1 protein-coding gene and 2 pseudogenes are annotated in these 2,310 nt (G+C 74.2%); 1 reads left to right on the top strand and 2 read right to left on the bottom strand.

Going from position 1 to position 2,310, the window contains the following annotated elements; all coding sequences use genetic code 11:
- Nucleotides 1-153 (top strand): annotated as a pseudogene (locus ACWDSL_RS53110) (sugar kinase); the annotation flags it as partial.
- 24 nt (nt 154-177) lie between these two features.
- Here ACWDSL_RS53110 and ACWDSL_RS53105 read toward each other — a convergent pair.
- Nucleotides 178-1,530: an RNA polymerase sigma factor gene (locus ACWDSL_RS53105; RefSeq protein ID WP_450496922.1), complete on the bottom strand. Its 1,353-nt coding sequence runs from the start codon at nt 1,528-1,530 to the stop codon at nt 178-180.
- Nucleotides 1,531-1,714: 184 nt separating this feature from the next.
- Nucleotides 1,715-2,310: pseudogene (locus ACWDSL_RS53100) on the bottom strand (DNA primase); the annotation flags it as partial.

Raw genomic sequence — 2,310 nt, 5'->3', positions numbered from 1 at the left:
CCGCCGCTGTGGCCGGCGGCCGCGAGCCAGGTCTTCGAGGCGGGCGATGAGCTGGCGGTGGGGCAGGCGGTGCGGCAGCAGTACGTCGCGGTGCGCGAGCAGACCCACCCGGGGGCCTTCGAGGCCGGCCCGGGTGTGGGGCAGATGGGGTAGCGGTCGGGTCGAGCCGGGCCGCCGTCAGTCCAGATAGCCGCGGAGCTGGTCCGCGAACGCGTGGTCCCGCAGCTTGTTGAGCGTCTTCGACTCGATCTGCCGGATCCGCTCCCGCGTCACCCCGAAGATCCGCCCTATCTCCTCCAGCGTCCGGGGCCGCCCGTCGGCCAGCCCGTACCGCAGCTGCACCACCTTCCGCTCCCGCTCCCCGAGCGTGGAGAGCACGGCCTCCAGATGCTCCCGCAGCAGCAGGAACGCCGCGGACTCGACCGGCGAGGCGGCATCCCCGTCCTCGATCAGATCGCCGAGCGCGACATCGTCCTCCTCGCCGACGGGCGCGTGCAGCGACACCGGCTCCTGGGCCAGACGCAGCACCTCGCTCACCCGCTCCGGGGGGAGGTCGAGGTGGTGGGCGACCTCCTCGGACGTGGGCTCGTAGCCGCGCTCCTGGAGCATCCGGCGCTGCACCCGCACCACCCGGTTGATCAGCTCGACGACATGCACCGGAACCCGGATCGTACGGGCCTGGTCCGCGAGGGCGCGGGACATGGCCTGGCGGATCCACCAGGTCGCGTACGTCGAGAACTTGTACCCGCGGGCGTAGTCGAACTTCTCCACGGCGCGGATCAGCCCGAGGTTGCCCTCCTGCACCAGGTCGAGCATGGTCAGGCCCCTGCCGACGTAGCGCTTGGCCACGGAGACGACGAGGCGGAGGTTGGCCTCGATGAGGCGGCGCTTGGCCATCCGGCCCAGGACGACCAGCTGGTCGAGGTCGTGGGCGAGCTGGGTGTCGAGGTCGGGGGTGCTGCTCAGCTTCTCCTCGGCGAACAGCCCCGCCTCGACGCGGCGCGCGAGCTCCACTTCCTCGGCGGCGGACAGCAGCGGGATGCGGCCGATCTCGCGGAGGTACTGGCGGAAGAGGTCGGAGGAGGGGCCGCTGGAGGTCTCGGCGCGTACGGCCGGCTCGGGGGCCTCCTCGGGGGTCTCCTCGGGCGCGTCGGCGGCCTCGGGGGCGTCGGCGGCCTCGGGGGCGTCGGCGGTCTCAGAGGTCTCGGCGGTCTCGGGTCGCTCTGAGGGTTCGGCGGCCTCCTCGGCTTCCGCGGGCTCGGGGAGTTCCGCGACTTCCGGCGGCTCCGCTTCCGGTCCGGCGGTTACGGCCGCCAGTGCCTCCACCGTCTCCAGCACGGCCGGTGCCGAGGCCGCGGTCGGTCTGGAGTCGGCGTGTGGGTGAGGGGGCTGCGGCGGCGTCGCCGTAGGGGCCGCGTCGGTCAGGGTCTGGGTCTGCACGGGGGCGACCTCCAGGGTGATCGCTGCTGAGGCGGCAGAACGATCGGGTACGGCTGCGGCGGCCACGCCACCGTCCGTCCCGTACATCATGAGCGGATCTGCGGGGGAATCCGGCCCTTCCTGGCCAACACCGCCGCGCTCCGAGGACTCAGGCACCGCAACCCAGTGTGGAGTACGACACAGGCCCGCCACGAGGGGCGTGCGAGCACTTTTTGCGCTGCGGGCCGTGACCGGCCGGTTACAGCGCAGGGCCACGGCCCCCCGCGGACGCTGCTTACAGGGCCGCGGCGCCCTTCTCGCGGAGGGACTGCCCGTACTGCTGCAGGACCCACAGCTCGTTCTGCACGGCGGCGAGGTGGTCGGCGTCCGCGCCGGCGCTGAGGCGCTGGAGGGCGCCCTGGACCTCGCCGATCCGCTGGTTCACCGCGGCCAGCCGGACGGTCACCAACTGGACGCCCGCGTACACCTCGTCGGGGTCGCGGCGGGTGTTCAGGGCCTCGACCGCGAGCTCGGTGACCATCGCGCGCACCGTGTCGTCAGGGGCGACGTCGCGGACCCGCGCCAGATAGTCGCCTTCGGCGGCGCTCGCCCCGCCCGCGTCCTCGATGGTGCGGCGCACGGCGGCGTACGGCGGGGCGGTGAACTCGTCGATCCCGTACGCGTCGAAGGCCGGGGAGACCAGCTCCGGGCGCTGGAGGGCGAGCTTCAGCAGCTCGCGCTCGACGCGGTGGGCGGGGCTGCGGAGGTTCAGCGCGGGGCCGCGCGAGGGCTGCGGGCCGCCGCCGGGGCCTCCACCTTGGCCGGGGCCGCCATAGCCTCCGCCCGGGCCGCCCGGGCCGCCGCCGCGGCGGGGGCCGCCCTGCTGTGGGC

The organism is Streptomyces sp. NPDC000941, from assembly GCF_053599555.1.
Note: the sequence above shows the minus strand (reverse complement) of the source record. Positions and strands in the feature narration are given on the sequence as shown.

Bases quoted from the DNA above. Each gene is read 5' to 3' on its own strand.
- ACWDSL_RS53105 (WP_450496922.1), bottom strand. From the start codon at position 1,530: ATGATGTACGGGACGGACGGTGGCGTGGCCGCCGCAGCCGTACCCGAT.